The organism is Thermophilibacter sp. (genome assembly GCF_966187215.1).
In genome coordinates this window covers 1-21,687 of record NZ_CBIFYV010000016.1, presented here as the reverse complement: position 1 = coordinate 21,687, position 21,687 = coordinate 1, and the positions used below count along the sequence as shown (strand labels likewise).

At 68.6% G+C, this 21,687-nt stretch carries 22 protein-coding genes; 20 read left to right on the top strand and 2 right to left on the bottom strand.

From position 1 onward, the window contains the following. Positions 1-40 precede the first annotated feature (40 nt). The 15 genes from ACWTSU_RS01725 (at position 41) to ACWTSU_RS01655 (ending at position 11,305) form a co-directional block, all read left to right on the top strand. Positions 41-667, top strand: a complete 627-nt coding sequence (locus ACWTSU_RS01725; protein WP_455138177.1) for an adenylate kinase — start codon at positions 41-43, stop codon at positions 665-667. Further along, on the top strand, positions 664-1,455 hold the full coding sequence (gene map / locus ACWTSU_RS01720) for a type I methionyl aminopeptidase (RefSeq protein ID WP_455138176.1): 792 nt from the start codon (positions 664-666) through the stop codon (positions 1,453-1,455). Before ACWTSU_RS01725 ends, map begins: the two co-directional genes overlap by 4 nt. Positions 1,456-1,572: 117 nt before the next feature. Further along, entirely contained in the window at positions 1,573-1,791 is a 219-nt protein-coding gene (gene infA / locus ACWTSU_RS01715; RefSeq protein ID WP_072374229.1) for a translation initiation factor IF-1, read from the top strand. 84 nt (positions 1,792-1,875) lie between these two features. Beyond that, positions 1,876-1,989: a 50S ribosomal protein L36 gene (gene rpmJ, locus ACWTSU_RS01710; protein ID WP_013252436.1), complete on the top strand. Its 114-nt coding sequence runs from the start codon at positions 1,876-1,878 to the stop codon at positions 1,987-1,989. Positions 1,990-2,004: 15 nt separating this feature from the next. After that, on the top strand, positions 2,005-2,376 hold the full coding sequence (gene rpsM / locus ACWTSU_RS01705; RefSeq protein ID WP_455136505.1) for a 30S ribosomal protein S13: 372 nt from the start codon (positions 2,005-2,007) through the stop codon (positions 2,374-2,376). 10 nt (positions 2,377-2,386) lie between these two features. Continuing rightward, entirely contained in the window at positions 2,387-2,788 is a 402-nt protein-coding gene (gene rpsK / locus ACWTSU_RS01700; protein WP_075279274.1) for a 30S ribosomal protein S11, read from the top strand. A gap of 15 nt (positions 2,789-2,803) precedes the next feature. Further along, positions 2,804-3,397: a 30S ribosomal protein S4 gene (rpsD, locus tag ACWTSU_RS01695; RefSeq protein WP_455138175.1), complete on the top strand. Its 594-nt coding sequence runs from the start codon at positions 2,804-2,806 to the stop codon at positions 3,395-3,397. A 24-nt stretch (positions 3,398-3,421) separates the two neighbouring features. Continuing rightward, complete coding sequence (locus tag ACWTSU_RS01690) at positions 3,422-4,363, top strand: DNA-directed RNA polymerase subunit alpha (protein ID WP_455138174.1); 942 nt, start codon at positions 3,422-3,424, stop codon at positions 4,361-4,363. A 28-nt stretch (positions 4,364-4,391) separates the two neighbouring features. Continuing rightward, a complete protein-coding gene (gene rplQ, locus ACWTSU_RS01685) occupies positions 4,392-4,916 on the top strand; it encodes a 50S ribosomal protein L17 (protein WP_455138173.1) in 525 nt (174 codons plus the stop codon). Positions 4,917-4,986: 70 nt separating this feature from the next. Beyond that, positions 4,987-6,600 (top strand): energy-coupling factor ABC transporter ATP-binding protein, encoded by a 1,614-nt coding sequence (locus ACWTSU_RS01680; RefSeq protein ID WP_455138172.1) that lies wholly within the window; start codon positions 4,987-4,989, stop codon positions 6,598-6,600. Beyond that, a complete protein-coding gene (locus ACWTSU_RS01675; protein WP_455138171.1) occupies positions 6,593-7,351 on the top strand; it encodes an energy-coupling factor transporter transmembrane component T family protein in 759 nt (252 codons plus the stop codon). Before ACWTSU_RS01680 ends, ACWTSU_RS01675 begins: the two co-directional genes overlap by 8 nt. 216 nt (positions 7,352-7,567) lie before the next feature. Beyond that, positions 7,568-8,359: a tRNA pseudouridine(38-40) synthase TruA gene (truA, locus tag ACWTSU_RS01670; protein WP_455138170.1), complete on the top strand. Its 792-nt coding sequence runs from the start codon at positions 7,568-7,570 to the stop codon at positions 8,357-8,359. A gap of 30 nt (positions 8,360-8,389) precedes the next feature. After that, positions 8,390-9,283 (top strand): putative manganese transporter, encoded by an 894-nt coding sequence (locus ACWTSU_RS01665; RefSeq protein WP_455138169.1) that lies wholly within the window; start codon positions 8,390-8,392, stop codon positions 9,281-9,283. A gap of 36 nt (positions 9,284-9,319) precedes the next feature. Then, positions 9,320-10,111 (top strand): hypothetical protein, encoded by a 792-nt coding sequence (locus ACWTSU_RS01660; protein WP_455138168.1) that lies wholly within the window; start codon positions 9,320-9,322, stop codon positions 10,109-10,111. 120 nt (positions 10,112-10,231) lie between these two features. Then, positions 10,232-11,305 (top strand): glycosyltransferase family 2 protein, encoded by a 1,074-nt coding sequence (locus tag ACWTSU_RS01655; RefSeq protein WP_455138167.1) that lies wholly within the window; start codon positions 10,232-10,234, stop codon positions 11,303-11,305. Here ACWTSU_RS01655 and ACWTSU_RS01650 read toward each other — a convergent pair. Continuing rightward, positions 11,296-12,444 (bottom strand): glycosyltransferase family 2 protein, encoded by a 1,149-nt coding sequence (locus ACWTSU_RS01650; RefSeq protein WP_455138166.1) that lies wholly within the window; start codon positions 12,442-12,444, stop codon positions 11,296-11,298. The genes ACWTSU_RS01655 and ACWTSU_RS01650 overlap by 10 nt on opposite strands. Before the next feature lie 93 nt (positions 12,445-12,537). Between ACWTSU_RS01650 and ACWTSU_RS01645 the strand changes: the two genes are divergently transcribed. From ACWTSU_RS01645 to ychF, 3 genes are all read left to right on the top strand, one after another. Further along, positions 12,538-13,530 (top strand): glycosyltransferase, encoded by a 993-nt coding sequence (locus ACWTSU_RS01645; RefSeq protein WP_455138165.1) that lies wholly within the window; start codon positions 12,538-12,540, stop codon positions 13,528-13,530. Between the two features lie 82 nt (positions 13,531-13,612). Continuing rightward, positions 13,613-14,887 carry a 4Fe-4S dicluster domain-containing protein gene (locus tag ACWTSU_RS01640; RefSeq protein WP_455138164.1) on the top strand — a complete coding sequence of 425 codons (1,275 nt, stop codon included), beginning with the start codon at positions 13,613-13,615 and terminating at the stop codon, positions 14,885-14,887. A 48-nt stretch (positions 14,888-14,935) separates the two neighbouring features. Next, on the top strand, positions 14,936-16,012 hold the full coding sequence (ychF, locus tag ACWTSU_RS01635) for a redox-regulated ATPase YchF (protein WP_455138163.1): 1,077 nt from the start codon (positions 14,936-14,938) through the stop codon (positions 16,010-16,012). A gap of 295 nt (positions 16,013-16,307) precedes the next feature. Here the strand turns inward: ychF and ACWTSU_RS01630 are convergent, their stop codons facing one another. Beyond that, positions 16,308-19,685, bottom strand: coding sequence for an outer membrane protein assembly factor BamB family protein (locus tag ACWTSU_RS01630; protein ID WP_455138162.1), 3,378 nt, complete (start codon positions 19,683-19,685; stop codon positions 16,308-16,310). 189 nt (positions 19,686-19,874) lie between these two features. Here ACWTSU_RS01630 and ACWTSU_RS01625 point away from each other — a divergent pair, with 189 nt between their 5' ends. After that, complete coding sequence (locus tag ACWTSU_RS01625; protein WP_455138161.1) at positions 19,875-20,381, top strand: YbjN domain-containing protein; 507 nt, start codon at positions 19,875-19,877, stop codon at positions 20,379-20,381. A gap of 48 nt (positions 20,382-20,429) precedes the next feature. After that, positions 20,430-21,629: an AAA family ATPase gene (locus ACWTSU_RS01620; protein ID WP_455138160.1), complete on the top strand. Its 1,200-nt coding sequence runs from the start codon at positions 20,430-20,432 to the stop codon at positions 21,627-21,629. Positions 21,630-21,687 lie beyond the last annotated feature (58 nt).

The window sequence follows — 21,687 nt, the reverse complement described above, 5'->3', positions numbered from 1 at the left end:
CCGTCGCGCGGGTAGGTCTGAAGCGAGAAAGGCGGCTGGCATGAACATCGTTCTTCTCGGCGCCCCGGGGGCGGGCAAGGGTACCCAGGCGCAGAAGCTCGTGGCGGAGTACGGCTTCGCGCACATCTCCACCGGCGACCTTCTGCGCGCGGCCATCAAGGCCGGCTCCCGCCTGGGCAAGAAGGCCAAGGGCTACATGGACGAGGGCAAGCTCGTCCCCGACGAGCTCGTGGTCGACCTCGTTAAGGAGCGCCTGCAGGACGACGACGCCCAGCGCGGCTTCATCCTCGACGGCTTCCCGCGCAACACGTCCCAGGCCGTGACGCTCGACTCCGAGCTCGCGGCCATGGGGCGCACGCTCGACGCGGCGCTTCTCGTCGCCGTTGAGCCCGACGTCATCGTCAAGCGCCTGAGCGCCCGTCGCACCTGCCGCTCGTGCGGCTACACCGCGCCGGCCGGCGTGGACGTGTGCCCGCGCTGCGGCGGCGAGATGTACCAGCGTGACGACGACAAGCCGGAGACGATCCAGCACCGGCTCGACGTCTACCAGACGCAGACCGCGCCGCTCGTCGAGTACTACAAGGGTCACGCCATTCTCAAGGAGGTTGACGGAGACCGGCCGGTCGACGCCGTGTACGCCGACGTCAAGGCGCTCCTCGGACTATGATTCACATCAAGACACCAGCCGAGATCGAGCAGATGAAGGCCGCCGGGGCGCTGTCCAAGGCGGCCCTTCGCCGTGCCGGGGCCATGGTGCGCCCCGGCGCCACCACGATGGAGATCGACCAGGTGGTCGAGGGCTTCATCAGGCTGCACGGCGCCGTCCCCACGTTCAAGGGCTACGGCGGCTTCCCGGGCAGCGTCTGCTCCTCGGTCAACGAGCAGATCGTGCACGGCATCCCCTCCACGAGCGTCATCCTGCAGGAGGGCGACATCGTCTCCATCGACACCGGCGCCACCTACCAGGGCTGGGTGGGCGACAACGCCTGGACGTTCTACGTGGGCGAGCCCTCCGAGGAGTGGAAGGCGCTGTGCGAGTGCACGCGCGACTGCCTCAAGGCCGCCATCGAGCAGGCCGTCCCGGGCAACCACCTCGGTGACGTGGGCGCCGCCGTGCAGGAGCTCGCCGAGTCGAACGGCTACGGCGTCGTGCGCGACTACGTGGGCCACGGCGTGGGCCGCGTCATGCACGAGGACCCCGAGGTTCGCAACTACGGCAAGCGCGGCCGCGGCGTCAAGCTCCAGGCGGGCATGGTCATCGCCATCGAGCCGATGATCACGCTCGGCACCTACGAGTGCCACACGCTGGGCAACGGCTGGACCGTGGTCACCGACGACGGCAAGCCCGCGGCCCACTACGAGAACACCGTCGCAGTCACCGAGGACGGCCCGGTCATCCTCACGCAGGACGACCAGGGCCCCTGGTGCCCGATGCAGGGCGGTGAGGCGGCCTAGGCGCCATGGGCGCAGGGTCGCTTGTGTGCGTCTGGTGCAGCGAGTTTTCCCGCACGGGGAGGCTCCTGTGAATTTGGTATGATTATTGGTCGCTGTCAGACTGGAGAGGATGGACACTTGAGCAAGCAGGACGCAATCGAGCTGGAGGGCAAGGTCGTCGAGCCGCTGCCCAATGCGATGTTCAACGTGGAGCTCGAGAACGGCAAGACCATTCTCTGCACGATCTCGGGCAAGATCCGGATGAACTACATCCGCATCCTCCCCGGGGACAGGGTCGTCGTCGAGATCTCCCCGTACGATCTCACCAGGGGGCGCATCACCTACCGCTACAAGTAGGGGAGGCGCCCGTTCAGCCGGATATTCACGCCAGCGGCTGGGCGAGTAGATAGGTTCGTGTCAGCACTAGGAAAGGTAAGACGCATGAAGGTACGTCCTTCGGTCAAGAAGATGTGCGACAAGTGCAAGATCATCCGTCGCCACGGCAAGGTCTACGTCATCTGCGAGAACCCGCGCCACAAGCAGCGTCAGGGCTAAGGAAGGAGCTTCAAGTTGGCCCGTATCAACGGCGTCGACCTGCCGCGTGACAAGCGCGTTGAGGTCGGACTCACCTACATCTACGGCATTGGCCAGACCCGCGCCACCAAGATCTGCGCGGAGACCAACGTCAACCCGGACACCCGCGTCAAGGACCTGACGGAGGACGAGGTCACCCGCATCCGTGACTTCATCGACGCGCACTACACCACCGAGGGCGACCTGCGCCGCGAGGTCCGTCAGAACACCGCCCGCCTGATGGAGATCGGCTGCTACCGCGGCCTCCGTCACCGCAAGGGCCTTCCTGTCCACGGTCAGCGCACTCACACCAACGCTCGCACCCGCAAGGGCAAGAAGCGTCAGATCGGTGCCAAGAAGAGGGGCTAGGGAGTAGACAATGCCGCAGAAGAAGAACCAGCGTACCACGCGCGTTCGCCGCTCCGAGCGCAAGAACATCGCCGTGGGCCAGGCTCACATCAAGAGCACGTTCAACAACACGATCGTCTCGATCACCGACCCCCAGGGCAACGTGATCTCCTGGCAGTCCGGTGGCACCGTGGGCTTCAAGGGCTCCCGCAAGTCCACCCCGTTCGCCGCGCAGCTCGCCGCCGAGGCCGCTGCCAAGGCGGCCATGGAGCACGGCCTGCACAAGGTCGCCGTCTTCGTGAAGGGTCCCGGCTCCGGCCGCGAGACCGCCATCCGCTCCCTCCAGGCCGCCGGCCTCGAGGTGTCGGGCATCCAGGACAAGACCCCCATCGCGCACAACGGTTGCCGTCTGAGCAAGCGTCGCCGCGTGTAGCTAGGAGGAATATCAATGGCTATCGATAGGACCCCGGTCCTCAAGAGGTGCCGTCAGCTCGGCATCGATCCCGTTGTGATGGGCATCAACAAGACCTCCCACCGCGAGCCCAAGCGTCGTCGCCGCCAGGAGAGCGAGTACGGCGTCCAGCTCCGCGAGAAGCAGAAGGCCAAGTTCATCTACGGCGTGCTCGAGAAGCAGTTCCACGGCTACTACACCCGCGCCCTCAAGCGCGAGGGCATCACCGGCGACAACCTGATGAGCCTGCTCGAGTGCCGCCTCGACAACGTCGTCTTCCGCCTTGGCTTCGCCCGCACCCGCAAGGAGGCCCGTCAGACCGTCCGTCACGGTCACATCACCGTGAACGGCAAGCGCGTCGACATCCCCTCCTACCAGGTGAAGGCCGGCGACGTCGTCGCCGTGGCCGAGAAGGCCCGCGACCTTCTCCCCATCAAGGAGGCCCTCATCTCCTCCGAGCACATGGCCGTGCCGGCTTGGCTTGAGGTTGACATCGAGAAGCTCAAGGGCACCGTTCTCCAGATCCCCACGCGCGATCAGATCGATCTCGACATCGACGCGCAGCTGATCGTCGAGCTCTACTCCAAGTAAGCCCGACCAGATTTGGAGGTAGCAATGTCCGAATTCATCCGACCCACGGTGTCGGTCGAGGAGATCAGCGACAACCTCGCCCGCGTGAGCGCCGAGCCGCTGGAGCGCGGCTACGGCGACACGCTCGGCAACTCGCTGCGTCGCGTCCTCCTCTCCTCCCTGTCGGGCGCGGCGGTCGAGGCCATCCAGATCGACGGGATCCAGCACGAGTTCACCACCGTCGAGGGCGTCTACGAGGACGTCACCGACATCGTGCTCAACGTCAAGGGGCTCGTGTTCCGCTCCATGGGCACCGGTGACGAGGCCGAGGCGTCCATCTCCATCGACGGTCCCGCCACGGTCACGGGCGGCGACTTCGACGTTCCCGCCGAGTTCGAGCTCGTCAACCCCGAGCACGTGATCTGCACCCTCGGCGAGGGCGCGCACCTCACCATGCGCATGCGCATCGGCGTGGGCCGCGGCTACGTCTCCGGTGAGGACAACGAGCGCGAGAACGACCCCATCGGGATCATCCACGTGGACTCGCTCTACTCGCCCGTGCGCCGCTGCGCCAAGGCCGTCGAGGCCTGCCGCGTCGGCCGTCACACCGACTACGACCGCCTCGTGCTCGAGGTCGAGACCAACGGCTCGATCTCTCCGCGCGACGCCGTGGTCGAGGCCGCCAACATCATCAACCAGCACATGACCGCGTTCATGGGCCTGGCCGAGGAGGACGAGCCGGTCGAGGATGCCTCCATCTTCGCTGCCGGCACCGTCGAGGACAACGTCGAGCTCGACAAGCAGATCGAGGACCTGGACCTCTCGGTTCGCTCCTACAACTGCCTCAAGCGCGCCGGCATCCACTCGGTGCGCCAGCTCGTCGAGTTCTCCGAGAACGACCTTCTCAACATCAGAAACTTTGGCGTCAAGTCCATCGAGGAAGTCAAGGACAAGCTCGAGGCCATGGGCCTGTCCCTCAAGGCCTAGGCGCAGCCGGATTTAGGAGAAGCAAGCAATGCGACACAACAAGAAGAGGGGCATGAAGCTCGGCACCGACGCCAGCCACACCAAGGCCATGAAGCGCAGCCTGGTCCGCGCCCTGTTTGAGAACGACCGCATCAAGACCATCGACGTGCGCGCCAAGGCCATCCGTGCCGACGTCGACCACGTCATCACCTGGGCCAAGAAGGGCGACATCGCGAGCCGTCGCCTGGCCATCGCCACGGTGGGCGACAAGGACATCGTCCGCGAGGTCTTCGAGAAGGCCGCCCAGGGCATGTGGGCCGACCGCAACGGCGGCTACACCCGCATCATGAAGCTCGGTCCCCGCAAGGGCGACGGCGCCGAGATCGTGATCATGGAGCTCGTGACCGAGCCCGTCAAGGCCAAGGCCCCGCGCAAGGCCGCCTCTAAGGTGACCAAGGTCGAGGAGGCCCCCACCGAGGAGCCCAAGGCCGAGGAGGCTTCCGTCGAGGAGGCCGCTCCCGAGGCTGACGCCGAGGCCACCGAGGAGGCCCCGGCCGAGGAGACCGCCGAGTAGGCGTCCTTGACACTAGATCGCTCTGAGGCCCCGACGAATGCCGGGGCCTCTTTTGTGTGAGGAGGTGACGATGATCGAGCTGCGCGAGGCGGGGTTCAGCTATGACGGGCGCACGCGTGTGCTCGACGGCGTCACGCTCCGCGTGGGGCGCGGCGAGCGCGTGGTTGTGCTCGGGCTCAACGGGTCCGGCAAGTCCACGCTGGGTCGGCTCTGCAACGCGTCGCTGTTCGCGTCGGCGGGCTCGGTGGCGGTGGACGGAGTGGACGCGCGGCCTGAGTCGGCGCTCGAGGTGGCACGGCTCGTTGGGATGGTGCGGCAGGACCCGCGCGACCAGATCGTGAGCTCGCAGGTGGCCGACGAGGTTGCCTTTGGCCCGCGCAACCTGGGCCTGTCGCGCGACGAGGTGCGCGCCCGGGTGGACGAGGCACTCGAGGCCTGCGGCATCGCGGACCTGCGCGAGCGGATGACCACCGAGCTCTCAGGCGGCCAGCAGCAGCTCCTGGCCCTGGCGGGCGTCCTGGCGATGCGGCCGCGCTATCTCGTGCTCGACGAGGTGTGCGCCCAGCTGGACGGCGCCGCGCGTCGGCGCGTGCGCGCGCTCGTGGACGAGCTGGTGCGCCGGGGCCTGGGTGTGCTGGAGGTCGCGCACGACGTGGAGACCGTGTTCGGCGCAGCGCAGGTGGTCGTGCTCGAGGCGGGGCGCGTGGCCTGGTCCGGCGAGCCGCGGGAGCTCTTTGCGAGCGAGGCCGCGCTCGCGGCCGTGGGGCTCGGCCGGGACCCGATGGCGCGCGCGTGGGCGGACGCGGTCGCGACGGGGTACCAGATCGGGTCCCGCGCGGACGCCGAGGGGCTGGCCGCGCACCTGCGGAGCCATGGTCTCGTGCCCTCGCGCCCGCGGCGACCCGACGCGCTGCGGCCCGAAGGAGGCGTCTCTCATCGCCTCGCGCTGAGTGACGTGCGCGTTGCCAGGCCCGGGCCCGGGCGGGCGATCCTGGACGGCGTCTCGCTGGACGCACCGGGCGGCCTCACGCTGCTGCTGGGCGCCACGGGGTCGGGCAAGACCACCACGGCGCGCGTCGCCGCCGGCGTGCTTGAGCCCGACGCCGGCTCCGTTGCGCTGGACGACGCGCCGGTGCGCGCCGGGGCCGTGGGGCTCGCGTTCCAGCGCCCCGAGGACCAGCTGCTCGCCGACACCGTGCTCGATGACGTCGCCTACGCGCCGCGCATGGCGGGCCTCGGGGAGGGCGAGGCCCTCGCGCGGGCGCGCGTCGCCGCGAGCGCGCTCGGCGTGGACGAGGCCCTTCTCGGCAGGTCGCCGTTCGAGCTGTCGGGCGGGCAGGCGCGGCGCGTGGCGCTTGCGGGCGTGGTGGCGGCGCGGCAGGGCGCGGTGGTCCTGGACGAGCCCACCGCCGGGCTCGACGCGCCCTCGCGCGAGCTGCTGCACGACGTGGTGGCCGGTCTCGTGGCGCGCGGCGTGGCCGTCGTGGTGGTCACGCACGACGCGGGCGAGTGGCTGGGCGAGGCCCGCGAGGTGGTCCTTCTCGCCGGGGGGCGCGTGGTGGCGCGCGTGACGGGCGCCGAGGCGGCCGCGGACCCCGCGCTCTTCGAGCGCGCGGGGCTGGTGCCGCCGATCGAGGTCCGGCTCGCCGCCGCCCTGGCGGGGAAGGGGGCGCCCGATGCGTAGGGACCCGGCGCTGGGCGCCTATCTGCCGGGCTCGACGCCGGCGCACCGTCTGGACGCGCGCGTGAAGGTGCTGCTGCTGGTGCTACTCGCGGCGGCCACCTTCGCGTCGTCCACGGCGGCGGGGCTCGCGCTCGCGCTGCTCGCCCTGGTCGCGGCGCTTCTCGCCAGCCAGACGCCGCCGACGCTGGTGCTGCGGGGGCTCAGGCCGGCCGCGGTGGTGCTCGCGGTGTCGCTTCTTGCCAACGCGCTCACGCTCGTGGGGCAGCCGGGCCTCTCGGTCGCCGGACTCGCGCGCGGGGCCATGGCGGTCGCACACGTGGCCGTCACGGTGGGGCTCGCGCTGGTGCTCTCGGCCACCACCACGCCTCCGGCGCTCGCCGAGGCCGTGGCATGGGCGCTGGGGCCGCTTCGGCGCGTGGGCGTGCCGGTGACGGACGTCTCGATGACGGTGGCGGTGGCGTTGCGCTTCGTCCCGCTCACGGCCGAGGAGCTGGAGCGCATCCGCTGCGCGCAGCGCTCGCGCGGCGCGCGGCTTGACGAGGGCGGCGTGGTCGCGCGGCTGCGCGGCTGGGGCCAGCTGCTCGTGCCGCTGCTCGTGGCGCTCTTCCGCCGTGCCGACGAGCTGGCCCGCGCCATGTGCGACCGCTGCTACACCGGGAGCCAGACGTCGCTCGCGGAGCCGCTGCGCGTGCGCGACTGGGCGCTTCTCGCCTGCGGGCTGGCCTGGGCCGCGGCGATCACGCTGCTGTAGGCGAGCGTGCGTCCGGTTGCGTACACTTCATACGGTTACGTACGCCGTTGCAAGTTTGAAAAGAGCTTCTCGCCGACAAACCACCAGGTCAGAGGTTTGGCGAGAAGTACATCAGATAGGCAAGGGTGTACGTAACCGGCTAGGGTGTACGCATCCGATATGAGCGCCGGCCACGTTCGGCGCGCATCGCGTATCATCGGCTGGGAAGGAGGCACCATGGAGGAGGCGACCCTCGTCATACGGCTCGGCTACCGCGGGGCGGGCTTCTGCGGCTTCGCGGAGCAGCCGGGCATGCGGACCGTGGCCGGGGAGCTGCGCCGCGCGCTCGAGACGGTGCTGCACCGGCCGTGCGAGCTCACGTGCGCCGGCCGCACCGACGCGGGCGTCCACGCGCTTGCGCAGTACGTGAGCCTGCCGGTCTCCGGGGACGAGCTCTCCCTTCCGGCCTCGCGCCTCATGTGCTCGCTCGCGGCGCTCACGCCTGACGACATCTCGGTCCGGAGCCTCTATCGCGCGCCCGCGGGCTTCTCGGCGCGCTTCGACGCGCTCGCGCGGAGCTACCGCTATCGCATCTGCGCCTCGCAGGCGCGGCCCGTCCTGGCCTGGGACCACGCGTGGTGGTACCGCGGCGAGCTGGACGCGGACGCGATGGCGCGCGCGGCGCGCCCGCTGCTGGGCGAGCACGACTTCAAGAGCTTCTGCAAGGCGAGCTCGGCCGTGGGCAAGCCCACGAGCCGCTACGTGGGGGCGCTCGACGTGCGGCGCGTTGAGGAGGCGGGCGAGAAGCTCGTGGTCGTTGACGTCACGGGCAACGCCTTCCTGCACAACATGGTGCGCACGATCGTCGGGACGCTCGCGGAGGTGGGGCGCGGACATCGCCCGGTCAAGTGGGTGGGCGAGGTCCTCGAGGCGCGTGACCGCGCCGCGGCCGGGCCCTGCGCGCCCGCGAAAGGGCTCACCTTCGTCGGGGTAGAATACCCCAGGCTAACTTTGGAGCCCTGGGAGTAGGCCCGGGGCCCTCTCGAAGGGACTTGACTCGTGTCGCTGCTTCTTCATGAGCTCGAGCACAGCTTCTGGGACACGCTGGTGCTCGTGCCGTTCCTGTTTGTGACCTACCTGATCATGGAGGCCATCGAGCACTCCGCGGGCAACCGGGCCCAGGAGGCCGTCGCGCGCGCCGGCGCGGCGGGGCCGGTGGTGGGCGCCCTGCTGGGGGCGCTGCCCCAGTGCGGCTTCTCGGCCATGGCGGCCACGCTCTACGCGGGCGGTGTGGTCACGGCGGGCACCCTCGTCGCCGTGGTCCTCTCGACCTCCGACGAGATGGTGCCGGTGTTCATCGCGCACGGGGCGCCCGTGGGCTCGATGCTCGCGATCATGGCGACCAAGGTGGCGGTGGGTCTCGTGGCGGGCCTCGCGCTCGACGCGCTGCTGCGCTCCCGCCGCGCCGCAGGCGACGGACCCCACATCAGCGAGCTCTGCGAGCGCGCGCACTGCCACTGCGACGACGACCATGACCACGGTCACGGGCACGGCATCGGGGGCATCGTACGCTCCGCGCTCGTGCACACGGCGCAGGTGACGGCGTTCATCTTCGTGGTGACGCTCGTCTTTGGCCTGGTCATCGAGGGCGTGGGACAAGACGCGCTCGGCGCCCTTCTCGCTGACCACCCGGTGCGGGCGACCTTCGTCTCGGCGCTGGTGGGGCTCGTGCCCAACTGCGCGGCGAGCGTGGCCATCAGCGAGCTCTACCTCGACGGCATCCTGACCGCGGGTCCCATGCTCGCGGGGCTTCTCGCCTCGGGCGGCATGGGCCTGCTCGTGCTCTGGCGCACCAACGCGAGCTGGCGGCAGAGCCTGCTCGTCACCGCGCTCGTCTACGCGGTCGCCGTGGTGGTTGGCCTCGGGGCCGGCGCGTTGGGTATCCTGTTCTAAGCGGCGCCAGCGGGGCGCCCGGCCGAAGGGGGCGCCATGGCGCGACAGCGAGAGCGGTTCGAGCGGACCGATGTCCCGAAGGGCGGCCCGCACGCCAACGTCATCGGGGCGGTCGTCTGCGTGGTCGTGCTGGCGCTCGCGGCGGGCGCCGTCGCGTTCGCGTGGAACCGGGCGAACCTGGAGAGCCGCATGGGGGACACGGCGCTGGGCGACGCCCTCAGCGCGCTGAGCCGGTACGGCGAGGAGAGCCCGGCGGAGGGCTACGTCGCCACGGGGGACGACATCAGCTACACGCTCCTGCTCACCTCCGACAGCCTGGACGCGCAGGGCGGGACGCTCGAGGGCGCGCGCATCCTCGCGGCGGACTCGACCAAGGGGACCGCCGTCCTCGTCACCGTGCCGACCGACCTCGCCCTGACGGTGGACGACCAGCCCACGACCCTGGGCGACCTCTTCTCGTCCGAGGGCTACGCCGCGTGCGTGGTGCCGCTCGGCCTCGCGGCGGGCGTGCGCTTCGACCAGGTGGTCCTGGCCACCGGGGACGTGCTCGAGCAGGCGGCGCAGCTCGCGGGCTCGAGCGCGGGTGACCTGGTGCGCTCGGCGTCGGGCTTCCTCTCGCAGATCCGCACCAACATGGACGCCGCGGAACTGCTCTCGTTCGCCGAGTCGCTGGCCGCCATAGGGACCGCGAACCTGACGACCTCCGACGCGCCGCTCGTCGCGGAGACGACCACGGACGACGCGGGCAACGCCGCGGAGACGGGCCGCCAGGTGCTCGACGCCACGCAGCTCGGTGTCGCGCTCGGGAGGATCGCCCCGGCGGCGTAGCGGGCCGCCCACTGTGCTCATTTTGCCAAGCGCGCGCACGAGCCGGCAGCTTCGCTTGGCTCGCTGATACCCTTATGCCGTAACCTCGCGATTCCCCAGAGACGGAGGGTAGGGGAGACGATGCCCCGTCATGCGCCCACAGCTCCAGCGGTCTCGGTGCTCATGGTCACCCGTGACGCCGAGGGCAGCGTGCGCCGCGCGGTCGAGAGCGTCCAGAACCAGAGCCTGAGGGAGCTCGAGCTCGTGGTCGTGGACGCCGGCTCGCGGGACGCGACGGCGCGGCAGCTCGAGGCCATCGCGGAGCGCGACCTCCGCGTCGAGGTGGTGCGCGCGGACCGCTGCGGCAGGCAGCGCGCGCTGGGGCTCGCGCTCGAGCGGGCTCGTGGCACCTATGTGGTGGTGATGGACGCGGACGGCTGGGCGCGCCCCACGATGCTCGCGGACATGGTCAGTCTGGCGCGCGAGCGCTCCCTCGAGCTCGTGGTGGGCGGCATCGAGCTCAGCGTGTCCGTCACGGGAGGGCGGACGATCGAGGTCTCGCTCGAGTCCGACCCCGAGGTGTTCCCCGCCCAGCACGAGTTCCGCGCCGCCGCGTGGCGGCTGTTCTCATCGGGCCTGCTGCTGCCCGCGAGCGCCAAGCTCTTCGAGCGCGCCCGCGCGGCGGAGGTGGGTGCGGCCTTTGCGCCCGAGCGCGCCACCGACCACTCCTTCACCCTCTCTTATCTGCGCGACGTCGAGCGCGTGGGCGTGCTGGGCGGCACCTGCTATCACGTGGACCGCTCCTTCGACGCCTCGGCGCGCCGCGAGGCCGGGCGCGAGGGCTACCGTCGGCTGGAGGCCGAGCAGGACGCGCTCGTCGCGCTGTACCGCCACTGGGGGCTCGAGGGGGACGTCGCGAGCATGGAGATGCTCCAGAGCCGCTACGTCGAGCAGCTCGTGGGCTGCGTCGAGGGCGCCTGCGGCCGGGGGAGCGCGCTCTCGTCCGCCGAGCAGCGCCGGCTGGTGGGCGACATGATCGGCACCGAGCGCGCCCGGGTGGCGGCCAGCGTTGCGCGGCCCCGGGGCAACGACGCCCGCTCCATGCTCATGCCCATCAGGAGCGGCAACGTGGCGCTCGTCTGCGCGCAGGCCCGCCTCATGGATCTGCTCGGTCGCGGCCGCCCGGCGGAGGTCGTGCCGGACGCCTACCTCTGAGCAGCGCGCGTCCCGTCGCCCCCGCGGCCCAGGAGCCTCCCCATGCGGGCGCGCACCATCCGCGCACCGAACGCGACCCCGTTGGTGCGCAGCCGGTACAGCGCCTCGCGGGCGAGATAACCCAGGCGCCTCACGCGGTGCGCGGGAGGCTCGTCGATGCCCCGCACACGCGCGAACAGGCGGCGGCCCGCCGGCGTTATGCCCGGCTCGCCAAAGACGATCCCGGGGTCGAGACGCCCCATCGAGCGGGCGACGAGCTCGCGCACCTCCGGCGTCTCCTCGTCCGCCCCGTCGAGGGTGATGAGCGCGTAGTTGACGCCGCGCAGGGCGAGCGCGGAGAGGACCCGCCGATCCGAGACGCCGGCGCGCTCGGCGGCGTCCATCATGTCGTTCCAGCGCTCGAGCGGCACGAGCGGCGACCTGAGCGCGAGCCGCTCCGCCTCGTTGAGGTCGCGCTCGTAGTAGACGTAGACGCAGGCGTCGGTGTAGGCGATGCGGTCCGTGCGGCACAGCGTGTCGACGAGGAAGGGGTTGTCCGCCCATCCCGCGCCCGGGATCTCGGGAAAGCGTATGCCCTGGCCCGCGAGGTAGTCGCGCCGGTAGAGGGCGGCCCATATCGCGGGGTGGTGCCGCAGGAGCTCAACGCCGTCGCCGATCGCGAACGGCTGGCGCGGGGGGCGGACGCGGTGGCGATAGGGGCAGCTCACGCGCGTCTCCGAGCCGTCCGCGTTCGGGAAGACGCGCCAGTAGGCAGCCCGGACGACGTCGACGCCCTTCTCGCCCCCGTACCGCCGGGCGCAGGCGAGAAGCTCCTCGTAGCAGGAGGGCTCGAGAAGGTCGTCGGGCTCGACGACGGCGACCCAGGTGCCCCGCGCGCTCGCGATGCCCCGGTTGCACGAGGCGCCGTAGCCCTCGTTGGGCTTGTCGATGACGACGATGCGGCTGTCCCTCTGGGCGTGGGCACGCATGACGTCCGGCGAGGCGTCGGTCGAGCCGTCGTTGACGCAGATGATCTCGAGGGCGCGGTGCGTCTGTCCCTCGACGCTGCGCAGGCAGGCGTCCAGCGTCGCCGCGGCGTTGTAGATGGGGATGACAACGGAGACCAGGTCGGTGGCCGTGCGCTCGTCTGATGGGCTCATGTGCTCTTCTCGCTGCTGGGGTGTAGGGGGCATCTGCCCTATAATACAAGGTTATGAACTGAGCCGGGGAAGGGCATCTCGAAAGGGTGGTACATGAGGCGTCCCGCGATCATCATCGTCACCTTCAAGCGACAGGCGCTGCTCGCGGGGCTCTTCGAATCCATCCTCGGCCTGGAGTCGGCGCCCTGGCGCGTGGTGGTGGTCGACAACGAGAACTCCCCCGAGACCGCCGAGCTCACGGACGCCTTCGCCGCGCGCCTTGACGCCCGGTGGGGGAGGACCGACGACGACCCCGACGAGCGCGGCGGGACCTCACGCGTCCGCTACGTGCCCATGGAGACCAACACCGGCGGGTCGGGGGGCTTCTCGGAGGGCGTCAGGACGGCGTACGAGCTGGGCGCCGAGTGGTTCTGGGTCATGGACGACGACGTGGCCGTGCTCCCCGACGCGCTCGAGACGCTGGGTCGCTGGAGCGGCGAGGCGCAGGCCATCATGGGCCAGCGCTACGACTTCGACGGCGGGCACTTCTACTGGCAGCACCGCTTCTCCACGGCGCTCGGCATCTACAACCCGCTCTCGCGCGACTCCTGGCGCCCGGGGGAGCGCTACAAGCTCTGCAACGTCCTCTGCTTCGAGGGGTCGTTCTTCTCCCGCGAGGTGGTGCGCCGCATCGGCCTGCCCGACGCGCGCTTCTTCATCTATCTGGACGACGCGCTGTACGGCTACCTCGCGAGCAAGGTCACCGACGTCTACTACGTCCCCGACTACGTGCTCTCTCGGCGTCGGGAGGTGCCCAACCAGGGCATCGGGACCGTGCGCCAGCTCAACTCCACCTCGGACATGACGCGCTACTACATCACCCGCAACCGCGGCTACCTGGCGCGCTACTTCCGCCTCTACGGCGACTACAACCCCGCGGGCTTCGCCCTCGGGACGCTGCTCACCTTTGCCAAGGAGCTCATCAGGATAGCTCTGGTCGACCGTGCGAACGCGGTCTCGGGCGCCAAGCGCCTGGTCGCGGGTTGGCGGGAGCAGCGGCGCATCCAGCGCGACCCCTCGTGGGAGCCGATGCCCCCGCTCGGGTAGCCCGCCGCGCCGGGGCGCGCGCCGCGCGCCGGCCGCTCCGTGGCGTACAATGGTCCGTTGTGCCGCAACGAGAGGAGCGTCCGTGGCCGAGAAGAGGGACTTTCTCGACGAGCTTATCGACCTGCAGAGCGACTGGCGCTCCCTGAAGGAGCTGCCGAGCTCGATGGTCGGCTCCCTCGTGGACGAGGGCGGCGATCAGAAGGTCTTCAACCCCGCCGACTACAAGGAGAAGCCCTTCGCCAACTCCGGGCGCTGCCTGCGCGTGGCGTCCGGCCGCGCGGACGCGTGCTCCCGGTGCTTCGACGTGTGCCCCACGCACGCCATCACGATTCACAACCGTTCCGTCGCCGTGGGCGAGGACTGCCGCAAGTGCGGGCTGTGCACCGCCGTCTGTCCCACCGAGACGCTCACCACGCGCCGGCACACCCCCCGGCAGGTCTACGACCAGATTGCCCGCGCCGCCTCGGCCTACGAGCGCTGCTACGTCACGTGCACGCGCGCGATCAAGCGGCTGCCCAAGGGCAACGAGGTCGTGCTCGGCTGCGTGGGGTCCATCTCGCGCGACATGTGGTTCTCGCTGATGGCCGACTACGACAACATCAGTGTCTACCTGCCGGTGGGCATCTGCGACCGCTGCCGGACCACCACGGGCGAGCAGACCTACACCGACGCGATTGCCGAGGCGGAGCAGTGGGCCGACGCCGCCCTGGGGCTCGAGGTCGACGACGCCGACCTCACGCACGACTTCACGCGCGCCTACAAGCGCAGCCAGTTCGTGAGCGGGGCGCTCCACTCGGCGGAGCGTCTGGTCACGCGGACCACCCCGGCGCTCGCCGGCGCCAAGGCGGTCGCGAAGAAGATCTCCGACCACACGCAGCGCCTCAACCGCCTGCAGAAGGAGATCGAGGGCGCCGTGGGCGCGCGGACCACCGGCAACCACCTCCGCGTGCTCACCCAGGGGCGCAAGCTCATGATGGGGGCGCTCCAGCACAACGAGGACCTTGCCGCGCGCATCGAGCTCTCCGTGCCCACCTGGGACCCCACGCGCTGCACGATGTGCGGCGACTGCGCGCGCACCTGCACCACGCACGCGCTCGACCTGAGCCGCGACGGCAAGGTGACGATCCAGAGCGCCTACTGCGTGAGCTGCGGCGCGTGCGCGACCGCCTGCGAGGAGGGGGCCCTCTCGATGGGACCCATGGACGTGAGCGAGCTCGTGGTGCCCGACCGAGCCGCCGAGGAGCTCGCGCGCAAGAAGGCGGAGGCCAAGCAGCAGGCGAGCCGCTATCTGGAGACGGGCAAGAAGCAGCTGAACCGCGTCGCGGACGCGCTCGAGAAGCTCGACGACGACGCATAGCGGGGCGGCGGGCGCACGGGCTCGTCGCCCTGAGGTAAGGAGAAGGACGTGTCGCTTTCCATCGGCATCGTGGGCCTGCCCAACGTGGGCAAGTCGACCCTGTTCACCGCGCTGACCCGCAAGGGCGGGCTGGCGGCAAACTACCCGTTCGCCACGATCGACCCCAACGTGGGCATCGTGGACGTGCCCGACGAGCGGCTGGGCAAGCTCGCCGAGATCGTGCACCCCGGCCGCATCGTGCCGGCCACGGTCGAGTTCGTGGACATCGCGGGCCTGGTCAAGGGCGCCAACGAGGGCGAGGGCCTGGGCAATCAGTTCCTGGCCAACATCCGCGAGACCGACGCCATCTGCGAGGTCGTCCGCTACTTCAGGGACCCCAACGTCATGCGCGAGGTCGGGCGGACGGCGGACTTCGTGGACCCGGCGGGCGACGCCGAGACCATCATGACCGAGCTCATCCTCGCCGACCTGGGCTCGCTCGAGAAGCAGCTGCCCAAGCTCGAGAAGGACGCCAAGCGCGACAAGGAGCTCGCGGTGAAGGCCGACGTGGCCAAGCGTCTGCTGGCCTGGCTCAACGACGGCAAGCGCGCCGCCACGATGGAGATGACCGACGAGGAGCGCGCGGCGGCCAAGGGCCTCTTCCTGCTCACGATGAAGCCGATGCTGTACGTGGCCAACGTGGACGAGGACATGCTCGGCGAGGAGCTCGCGCCCATCGACGGCGTGACGCCGATTCCCATCTGCGCCAAGGTGGAGGCCGAGCTCTCCGAGCTCGAGCCCGACGAGGCCGCCGAGTACCTCGCCGACCTGGGCCTCGAGAAGAGCGGTCTGGAGACGCTGGCCCAGGCCGCGTACCGCCTTCTGGGCCTTCAGAGCTACTTCACGGCCGGCGAGATGGAGGTCAAGGCCTGGACCGTGCGCGTGGGTGCCAAGGCGCCGGAGGCCGCGGGCGTGATTCACTCCGACTTCGAGCGCGGCTTCATCAAGGCCGAGGTCGCGAGCTACGAGGACTACGTCGAGCTGGGCGGCGAGGCCGGCTGCAAGGCAGCGGGCCGCCTGCGCATGGAGGGCAAGGACTACGTCGTCCAGGACGGCGACGTGATGCACTTCAGGTTCAACGTCTAGCGGGGCCGGGGGCTGCCCCCTGTCCTTCACGCGGGACTGCGCTGACGCGGAAGATCCCGCTTAGAAGGACAGGGGGCAGCCCTCCCGCTGCGGCGAGAACCTCCTCGGGGCGGTTGCGCGCGTGAGGCCCTGCCTGAAATGTGGAGTTGTGCATGTTAGGTGGCGGGTCGGGGCATGCGTAATCGGTCTTTTATCGTCTGAATGAGGGGTAATCTTGAGTTGCGTATGGGGCGCGCCACGCGTAACTCGAGATTGCTGACGACTTGCGGTTGCGCGCGACCTTTGACGTGGATGCCTACGTCAGGTGGTAGAGGCGCCGCTCGGCGCCGGTGAGCTCGTGGCCCTCCACGAGCTCGTTCGCGTGGGCGATGAGCTCGTCGGTCGAGTACAGCGGCAGGGTGAAGTATTCATCTGTCTGCTGATCGTAGAAGAGGGCGCGCTGCCCGTCGGGTGTGACGTTGGTCGCAAGCGTCATTGCGGACTCCACGCCAAAGGCATCATGGTCGAGGTTGATGATGAATACTCCGGTCACATATGCTTCATCGAGTTGGGCAATGCCATAGGATTTGCTTCGTGCAAAGAGTCTCTGCCCGTCAGGGCTGGGCCAGAGTTCCCCGATTGCGGTCACGTCGGATGAGGAGGCAAGGGTCTCACCGGTCTCCGCATCGAGCAGGACGCATTGTGCCATGCTTCCCTCTGTTAGGGAGCACTGCACGAAGATTTCCCCTGTGGGGAGATACGCTAGAAAGTTGGCAGTTCCCGTGAGCAGGCTTCCCGCCTCGAGCTCCCAATCCTTCTCGCCATTCGCGTTGTATTGCGCCAGTGTACCGCTGGCGTCACAGACAAGGACGTGTTCGTGGTCCTTATCGAAGGTGAGATACCCCTGCTGACCCGAGAGGGGCGAGAAGTCTAGCTGCTGCGATTGTCCCCGCATCATGCCATTGACTCGTTGCGCTGGGAAGCCGGCGGGTCCGAATTCTACCTGCTCACCGGTTTGCGAGTCGATTGCTATTAAATCTGAGTCAGTGGCAACGAGAATGCGGTTGCCGAGCGTTCCGAGATCCTGTATGTAGTCAAAATCGTATTCGAGGTTGATGGGGATGCGTGAATGCTCCTCGAGCGTGCGAGCGTCAAGGGTGACGAGCGTGTCGTTACGCCAGCTGCTCAGAGTGAGGCGCACGAGTCCGTTGTCGCACTCCACAGGCGCAAACCCTATGGCGAGTGAGCCGATTTCACTGCATTCGAAGCTGCCCATGACGGTGCCCGTGGGCAGCTCGAGGGCATAGAGCGTTGTGCCACAAGATACGTAGATGATGTCATCAAATTCACCGCTTGGAGCGTAGTCAACACTAACGTAGCCATCACCCGCCTTCGCAAGTTCTTGCAAATTGATGGTGTTGACGAGCTCGAATGTGGCTCCGTCTATGACGGAGAGGGATGTCGTATCGTACTCGTAGGAAAACAGGTATGTGCCGTCGACGCTGCGCTTGTCTGGATTTCCTCCACCAAGGGCGGCCGTCACCTCTTCAGAGGGGTTCTCTTGGGCGGGCAGCTCATACGGGTGGTTGTACTGGTAGACAACCGTGCGATTAAGGTCTGCGAGCAGGCAGTAAAGGGCCTTGCCGGAGCCGCTTGTGTTTGGCCCCACAAAGAAGCTGACGCCCTCGGAGCCGGTTTGCACGCCTGATCCATAGCTGTAGGGAGAGTTGAAGCCACTTCCCACCGCCATGGAGTTAAACGCTCCGGCGTAGTTCTGCGAATCAATTGCCGTACAGATGGCCTTGTCGCTCACGTATGCGAGGAATCGATTGGCAACGACGTGTGCGGCAGAAAGGTCTCCGAAGGTCTCAAGGTTGAGCGTCACGGCTCCGTCTTCGGTGGAGAGGGCCATGAGGTCATCGCTAACCATTACGAGAAGATTGCTCTGCTGGTCGCCATTGACAAACGTCTCGACAAGCTGGGGGAGATAGACGTCGGCGAGCGACCCCTTTGCGGGGAGCTCGTAGGACCAGCGGGGCGTTGTGGAAAGCGCTCCAGAGTCGGCGAGGCCAAAGGCGCTGATCACGCACGAGCTGACGGAATCGGACTCTTGGAATGAGCCCAGATAGAGAGAGCCGCCGCTGACAACAAGGGAGGAGATGCTCCCCACGCCCGGGGAGAAGACGCGTAGCTCTCCGGTTTCGGTGTTGATGATGTTCACGGTGGAGCCGTATGCGAGAACGAGCAGAGAGCCGTCCTCGTTGAAGGCAGTGGGGTTCTGGTCAAGCCACATGTTCTCTTGGTCGTCCTGCAGCGGGTTAAGAGTGATTTGCTGGATGAGGGACCCATCATCGGTGGAGATGACGAAGGCAGAGGTCGTCAGAGAGGGAGATAAGATTGGGGTAATGGCAACGAGCGACTCGTCCGGAGATACGGTGAGGCGGGAGCTATAGGCTTGTTCCACGGCGGTTTCCCAGTCCCACGTGCGCGTTGCTGGGTTGAAGGACCTGACAACCGTCTCTTCGCTTTGGATGCTGTCGAGGCAGATGAGATTGTTGCCCGCGAACGCGATGTCATCACGGCTGTCGGAGAACATGCTATCGCTGCTGTCCGGCGCATCAATCGTGGCCACTGCGCCTCCGGTGGGCACATCGTAGATTGTGACGCTGCCGTTGCTGTCGAGTACGGCATAGAGGCTGCCGTCGCTGCTAACGCAGACGTCGTCGGTGGACGAGATGCCCGCACCCGAGGGATTCGCATAGACCGGGCGCCAGAAGTCGCCCGGGTAGACCTGACAAGCTTGCTCTAGCGCGAGTCGTGCGGCCGGGACGTAGGGGCGCTCCTCGCCGTTGCCCTCGCCCAGGGCGTAGAGCGCCACCTGGGCCGCCTGCGTGTGGTTGCCCTCGGCGAGCAGGTCACCCGCCTCGTCGGCCAGGTACTCGGACTGCCGGCGCAGCGCCGCCTCGTAGTTGGCCTGGATCTGCGCCTGCTGGAAGAGGGCGAAGGCGGCGAAGGCTGCGGTCACGACGGCCACCGTGCACGCCGCGGTCGCGAGGCGGCGCGTCCGGCGGGTGCGCTCGCGCTGCCGGAGGTCGTCGTAGCCGCAGCCCACGAGCGGGGCGATGAGGCGGAGGGTCTCGGCCGAGAAGCGCCGGCGCGCGAAGGGCCTCAGGTCGGCGGCCACCGGCTCCACGTCCTGCGTGACGAGCTTCGGCCCTTCTCGCCGGACGCGGGTCATGAGCAGGGGCGGGAAGGCGGCCTCGGGCTCGCCGTCGGCCAGGGCGAGCAGGATGCGGTCGCGGCCGTGGTACGCGGCGAACAGTTCGACCTCGCGCGCGACCCACTTGCTCTCGCGCATCTGGGGGCTGCAGATAACGATCAGGTGGCGCGCGCGGCGCAGCGCGTCCTCGAGCATCGTGGGGAGCGAGCCGCTGGTGGGCAGCTCGTCCTCGTCACGAAAGCACTTGCCCAGGCGCTGGCGGTCGGCCGTGCGCAGCTCCGAGGGGATGCGGAAGCCCTCGATGCGGCGTTGGATCCGGCGCGCGACGCGCTCGTCCTGCGGGACGTGGCGATACGAGATGAACGCCTCGTAGGCGTAGTCCTCGCACTCGACGGCGTCCGGGAGGCGCTCGCCGCAGACGGGACAGAAGACGGCTCCCTCCGGGAGGGCGTGCGCACAGGTCGGGCACTCCATGGACGCTCCTCAAAAACGACGCTTTGACGAACTCCATTATCCGTCAAGGCGTCGGAAGCCGAAAGCGAGGGCAAGCGGCCGTCTTGCGCCGCGGGGCTTCTCGCCGCGCTCGAGATGCCTCTCGTTGCGCAACGAGCCTGAGAGCCCGTTCCTACGGTGGGAGTACACCCAACGACGAGAGGAGCCAACATGAACCTGCCAGCAGATGTCGCCGAAGCGCTGGAATCCCTGAGCCCAGAGGAGATCGAGTTTCTCATCGATCAGATGGATGGGGAGCTTCTCTTCGCGGATGACAGGTCCGATCCCGGCATTCTTGCGGTCAAGGGCCTGCTTGACAGCTTCGGCATCAAGTACGCCCAGCTCGATACCGACTGCGTGTCCGTCGCGGTGGGCGATGGCGAGGGGACGATGGTCTACACCCGGATCATCTCGCTTCAGTCTGGCGGCATCCATCTCGTGACCCGCGACCTCGTCCTGTTTGAGCACGAGAGGCGCCTGGACGCCCTTGAGCTGGCCAGCACGCTCAACTCCCGCTATCGCTTCGTGAAGTTCTGCCTTGACGATGACGACACCATGCACGCCGAGATGGACCTGCCCGGCCATGACGAGGCGAACCTTGCCGTCCTGAAGGAGTTTCTCGCCGCCATCGTGCGCATCTGCTTTGACGCCATGCCCGAGATTCTCAAGTTGGGCTAGGCCTGGGGGCGCGGGACGGGAGACGCCTCGCGGAGAGAGGGGGACACTATGGGAAGCTCGCGATGGCGTGACGCAAAGTTCAACTGCGGTCTCGTGAGGCTCGGGGAGGCCGGAGATCCGGGTACCGCGGGAGGGCCGCGGTGGGACAAGGGCTGGGACGAGTTCAGGAGGCGCATCGACTTCGTGCGCGAGGTCCGCGGGCTCAACGTCACCTTCCTCGAGGCGCTGCGGGACAAGGAGGGCAACTGGGAGGTGCCGTTCTTCGCCGTCCAGGACGAGTTCGGTTCATCCGCCTCGCCGAAGGAGCTCATCGAGAGGAACACGCCCTATCGAGTGGAGAGCTACCGGACCGTCGAGCCCGCGCGCGCCGACGTCGAGACGCTCTCGATTCTGGGCGACCTCGTGGAGGGCGATCCCGGCTCGTCCTGGATCGAGGGAGTGGTTCCCAGAGTCCAGAGACACCTTGCCAGCCCCGACGAGGTCTTTGACGGTCTCGTGGGCATGGACGCGCCGCGAGAGACGCTCATGAAGATCTCGAGCGCGGTGTCCCGTCACGGGCGCGGGGCCATCGAGTGCTTTCACCTCATCTTTGCCGGCAACCCCGGGACGGGCAAGAGCGAGCTGGCCTCGCGCCTGGTCTCGTACCTCGACCTGCTGGGCGTCACCGACGGTACCGGTCGGCTAGTCAAGGTGGGCGAGGCGGATCTCGTGGCAAAGTACGTCGGCCACACCGCGCCCAAGGTCAAGTCCGTCGTGGAGCGAGCTCTGGGCGGCCTGCTGTTCATCGACGAGTTCTACGCGATCGCCAGCGCCCCGCACTTTGGCCAGGAGGCCATCGACTGCCTCGTGGACCAGCTCGACGCGCACCGCGACGACTTCGTCTGCGTCATCGCAGGCTACCCGGAGCAGCTCGACGCGACGCTCGACCTCAACCCGGGGCTGCGCGACCGGTTTGGCTACCGGATCGACTTCCCGGACTACACGAACGACGAGCTGGCCCGGATCTTTTGCTCCATGGCGCGGGGCCGCGGCTTCGAGGTGCGCTGCGAGGGGGCCCTCGGCCCCGCGATGGAGCGCCTGCGCGCCTCGCGCGGCTTCTCCAACGCCCGCAGCGTGCGCCGGCTCGTGGACCACGCGATCTGCGAGGCGAGCTGGGCGCGCGAGGAGAGCTTCCTCGCGGACGAGGACGTCGAGGCCGCCGTGGCGCAGTGCGCGAAGTCCCCCCGCAGGAGCCCGGGCTTTGCCTAGGCGCGGGCGGGGGTCACATGAGGGAGGCGCCCGATGACGGGCGCCCGTGAGAAGGGAG